This is a genomic window from Acinetobacter sp. AND/436 (assembly GCF_049546925.1).
Classification (GTDB): Bacteria; Pseudomonadota; Gammaproteobacteria; order Pseudomonadales; family Moraxellaceae; genus Acinetobacter; species Acinetobacter indicus.
Genome location: NZ_JBMXBO010000029.1, coordinates 1 through 5275 on the forward strand (window position 1 = coordinate 1; position 5275 = coordinate 5275).

At 49.7% G+C, this 5275-nt stretch carries 2 tRNA genes and 3 rRNA genes; all 5 read left to right on the forward strand.

The features are described from left to right. Positions 1–1444 (forward strand): 16S ribosomal RNA (locus ACPEPR_RS13645); the annotation flags it as partial. A gap of 61 nt (positions 1445–1505) precedes the next feature. Beyond that, positions 1506–1582, forward strand: a tRNA-Ile gene (locus ACPEPR_RS13650). A gap of 63 nt (positions 1583–1645) precedes the next feature. Further along, positions 1646–1721 (forward strand) — tRNA-Ala (locus ACPEPR_RS13655). A 353-nt stretch (positions 1722–2074) separates the two neighbouring features. After that, positions 2075–4964: ribosomal RNA gene (locus tag ACPEPR_RS13660) — 23S ribosomal RNA — on the forward strand. A gap of 191 nt (positions 4965–5155) precedes the next feature. Then, positions 5156–5270, forward strand: a 5S ribosomal RNA gene (gene rrf, locus ACPEPR_RS13665). Positions 5271–5275 lie beyond the last annotated feature (5 nt).

Genomic DNA, 5275 nt, shown 5'->3' on the forward strand with positions numbered 1-5275 from the left:
TAGCGGCGGACGGGTGAGTAATGCTTAGGAATCTGCCTATTAGTGGGGGACAACATTCCGAAAGGGATGCTAATACCGCATACGCCCTACGGGGGAAAGCAGGGGATCTTCGGACCTTGCGCTAATAGATGAGCCTAAGTCGGATTAGCTAGTTGGTGGGGTAAAGGCCTACCAAGGCGACGATCTGTAGCGGGTCTGAGAGGATGATCCGCCACACTGGGACTGAGACACGGCCCAGACTCCTACGGGAGGCAGCAGTGGGGAATATTGGACAATGGGGGGAACCCTGATCCAGCCATGCCGCGTGTGTGAAGAAGGCCTTTTGGTTGTAAAGCACTTTAAGCGAGGAGGAGGCGCTCTAGGCTAATACCCTAGATGCGTGGACGTTACTCGCAGAATAAGCACCGGCTAACTCTGTGCCAGCAGCCGCGGTAATACAGAGGGTGCGAGCGTTAATCGGATTTACTGGGCGTAAAGCGCGCGTAGGTGGCTAATTAAGTCAAATGTGAAATCCCCGAGCTTAACTTGGGAATTGCATTCGATACTGGTTAGCTAGAGTATGGGAGAGGATGGTAGAATTCCAGGTGTAGCGGTGAAATGCGTAGAGATCTGGAGGAATACCGATGGCGAAGGCAGCCATCTGGCCTAATACTGACACTGAGGTGCGAAAGCATGGGGAGCAAACAGGATTAGATACCCTGGTAGTCCATGCCGTAAACGATGTCTACTAGCCGTTGGGGCCTTTGAGGCTTTAGTGGCGCAGCTAACGCGATAAGTAGACCGCCTGGGGAGTACGGTCGCAAGACTAAAACTCAAATGAATTGACGGGGGCCCGCACAAGCGGTGGAGCATGTGGTTTAATTCGATGCAACGCGAAGAACCTTACCTGGCCTTGACATACAGAGAACTTTCCAGAGATGGATTGGTGCCTTCGGGAACTCTGATACAGGTGCTGCATGGCTGTCGTCAGCTCGTGTCGTGAGATGTTGGGTTAAGTCCCGCAACGAGCGCAACCCTTTTCCTTACTTGCCAGCATTTCGGATGGGAACTTTAAGGATACTGCCAGTGACAAACTGGAGGAAGGCGGGGACGACGTCAAGTCATCATGGCCCTTACGGCCAGGGCTACACACGTGCTACAATGGTCGGTACAAAGGGTTGCTACACAGCGATGTGATGCTAATCTCAAAAAGCCGATCGTAGTCCGGATTGGAGTCTGCAACTCGACTCCATGAAGTCGGAATCGCTAGTAATCGCGGATCAGAATGCCGCGGTGAATACGTTCCCGGGCCTTGTACACACCGCCCGTCACACCATGGGAGTTTGTTGCACCAGAAGTAGGTAGTCTAACCTTAGGGAGGACGCTTACCACGGTGTGGCCGATGACTGGGGTGAAGTCGTAACAAGGTAGCCGTAGGGGAACCTGCGGCTGGATCACCTCCTTAACGAAAGATTGACGATTAGTAAGAATCCACAACAAGTTGTTCTTCATGACGATGTATCTGAGGGTCTGTAGCTCAGTTGGTTAGAGCACACGCTTGATAAGCGTGGGGTCACAAGTTCAAGTCTTGTCAGACCCACCACTAACGACAAGCAAGCAATTGCAGAGCGAATAGAAATCAGAACATTGACTTAAATGATAAGCTGGGGACTTAGCTTAGTTGGTAGAGCGCCTGCTTTGCACGCAGGAGGTCAGGAGTTCGACTCTCCTAGTCTCCACCATAGATTATAGAGCTTAGTAAGTTTATGCTTATTAATCTCTGTGATTTATCACAGTTAACTGCAGTCCGACGAGGATGCAGTGAATCATTAACAGATTGGCAAAATTGAGTCTGAAATAAATTGTTCACTCAATCAATATACGTTAACGCGTTGTTATGACGGGTTGATGAACGTAGATTGAATTGAGAACTAGCAAATTAACTGAATCAAGCGTTTTGGTATATGAATTTAGATTGAAGCTGTACGGTGCTTAAGTGCACGTGACTTCGAACTGTAGATTAAATAGATAATTGATTATTTATTTAATTGTCTTAATCCTACTTGTAGGGATTAACGACTGTTTGGGGTTGTATAGTCAAGTAATTAAGTGCATGTGGTGGATGCCTTGGCAGTCAGAGGCGAAGAAAGACGTGATAGCCTGCGAAAAGCTCCGGGGAGGCGGCAAATATCCTTTGATCCGGAGATGTCTGAATGGGGAAACCCACTTACCATAAGGTAGGTATCAATACATGAATACATAGTGTATTGAGGCGAACGAGGGGAAGTGAAACATCTCAGTACCCTTAGGAAAAGAAATCAATTGAGATTCCCTCAGTAGCGGCGAGCGAAAGGGGAACAGCCCATTAAGTTATGTGTGTTTTAGTGGAATGCTCTGGGAAGTGCAACCATAGTGGGTGATAGTCCTGTACACGAAAGGGCACACATAATGATGACGAGTAGGGCGAGGCACGTGAAACCTTGTCTGAATATGGGGGGACCATCCTCCAAGGCTAAATACTCCTGACTGACCGATAGTGAACCAGTACCGTGAGGGAAAGGCGAAAAGAACCCCTGTGAGGGGAGTGAAATAGATCCTGAAACCGCATGCATACAAGCAGTGGGAGCCACTTCGTGTGGTGACTGCGTACCTTTTGTATAATGGGTCAGCGACTTACATTCAGTAGCAAGGTTAACCGCATAGGGGAGCCGTAGGGAAACCGAGTCTTAATAGGGCGTATAGTTGCTGGGTGTAGACCCGAAACCAGGCGATCTATCCATGAGCAGGTTGAAGGTTGGGTAACACTAACTGGAGGACCGAACCCACTGTCGTTGAAAAGCCAGGGGATGACTTGTGGATAGGGGTGAAAGGCTAATCAAGCCTGGTGATAGCTGGTTCTCCCCGAAAGCTATTTAGGTAGCGCCTCGGACGAATACCATTGGGGGTAGAGCACTGTTTCGGCTAGGGGGTCATCCCGACTTACCAAACCGATGCAAACTCCGAATACCGATGAGTACTATCCGGGAGACAGACTGCGGGTGCTAACGTCCGTAGTCAAGAGGAAAACAATCCAGACCGCCAGCTAAGGCCCCAAAATCATAGTTAAGTGGGAAACGATGTGGGAAGGCATAGACAGCTAGGAGGTTGGCTTAGAAGCAGCCACCCTTTAAAGAAAGCGTAATAGCTCACTAGTCGAGTCGGCCTGCGCGGAAGATGTAACGGGGCTAAAACTATGTGCCGAAGCTGCGGATGTATACATTGTATACGTGGTAGGGGAGCGTTCTGTAAGCCGATGAAGGTGGATTGAGAAGTCTGCTGGAGGTATCAGAAGTGCGAATGCTGACGTGAGTAACGACAAAACGGGTGAAAAACCCGTTCGCTGAAAGACCAAGGGTTCCAGTCCAACGTTAATCGGGGCTGGGTGAGTCGACCCCTAAGGCGAGGCCGAGAGGCGTAGTCGATGGGAAATTGGTTAATATTCCAATACTTCAGTGTAATGCGATGAGAGGACGGAGAAGGTTAAGTCAGCCTGGCGTTGGTTGTCCAGGTGGAAGGCTGTAGGCATGCATCTTAGGCAAATCCGGGGTGCTCTATGCTGAGAGCTGATAGCAAGCTAGTTTACTAGCGAAGTGGCTGATACCATGCTTCCAGGAAAAGTCTCTAAGCTTCAGTTACACTGGAATCGTACCCGAAACCGACACAGGTGGTCAGGTCGAGTAGACCAAAGCGCTTGAGAGAACTCTGCTGAAGGAACTAGGCAAAATGGTACCGTAACTTCGGGAGAAGGTACGCTGTTGACGGTGATGGGACTTGCTCCCTGAGCGGTTGACAGCCGCAGAAACCAGGCCGCTGCAACTGTTTATTAAAAACATAGCACTCTGCAAACACGAAAGTGGACGTATAGGGTGTGATGCCTGCCCGGTGCTGGAAGGTTAATTGATGGGGTTAGCGTAAGCGAAGCTCTTGATCGAAGCCCCAGTAAACGGCGGCCGTAACTATAACGGTCCTAAGGTAGCGAAATTCCTTGTCGGGTAAGTTCCGACCTGCACGAATGGCATAATGATGGCGGCGCTGTCTCCAGCAGAGGCTCAGTGAAATCGAAATCGCTGTGAAGATGCAGTGTACCCGCGGCTAGACGGAAAGACCCCGTGAACCTTTACTGCAGCTTGACATTGAACTTTGACCTTACTTGTGTAGGATAGGTGGGAGGCTTTGAAGTTGGAACGCCAGTTCCAATGGAGCCGTCCTTGAAATACCACCCTGGTAATGTTGAGGTTCTAACTCTGTCCCGTGATCCGGGACGAGGACCATGTCTGGTGGGTAGTTTGACTGGGGCGGTCTCCTCCTAAAGAGTAACGGAGGAGTACGAAGGTGCGCTCAGCGTGGTCGGAAATCACGCGTAGAGTATAAAGGCAAAAGCGCGCTTAACTGCGAGACCCACAAGTCGAGCAGGTACGAAAGTAGGTCTTAGTGATCCGGTGGTTCTGTATGGAAGGGCCATCGCTCAACGGATAAAAGGTACTCTGGGGATAACAGGCTGATACCGCCCAAGAGTTCATATCGACGGCGGTGTTTGGCACCTCGATGTCGGCTCATCTCATCCTGGGGCTGAAGCAGGTCCCAAGGGTATGGCTGTTCGCCATTTAAAGAGGTACGCGAGCTGGGTTTAGAACGTCGTGAGACAGTTCGGTCCCTATCTACCGTGGGCGCTGGAAATTTGAGAGGATCTGCTCCTAGTACGAGAGGACCAGAGTGGACGAACCTCTGGTGTACCGGTTGTGACGCCAGTCGCATCGCCGGGTAGCTATGTTCGGAAGGGATAACCGCTGAAAGCATCTAAGCGGGAAGCCTACCTCAAGATAAGATTTCCCTAGGAATTTATTCCTCTAAAGAGCCGTTCGAGACTAGGACGTTGATAGGTTGGGTGTGGAAGCATAGCGATATGTGAAGCTGACCAATACTAATTGCTCGTGAGGCTTGACTATACAACACCCAAACAGTTGTTGTATCAAGCTGAATTCTAAACTAATCCTTGATTTAGTTAATGCGACACAATAAAATTCAGACCCAATAGCCAATCCGTTAATAACTCATTTGGAACAAAGTAAGGCATTACATGCAAAAGCATCAAGCTTAAGCAAAGTAACTAAGACCCGAACAAGTCCATAACAGTTGTGCTGGCGACAATAGCAAGAGTGAACCACCTGATCCCTTCCCGAACTCAGAAGTGAAACCTCTTAGCGCTGATGGTAGTGTGGGGTTACCCATGTGAGAGTAAGTCATCGCCAGCTCATTA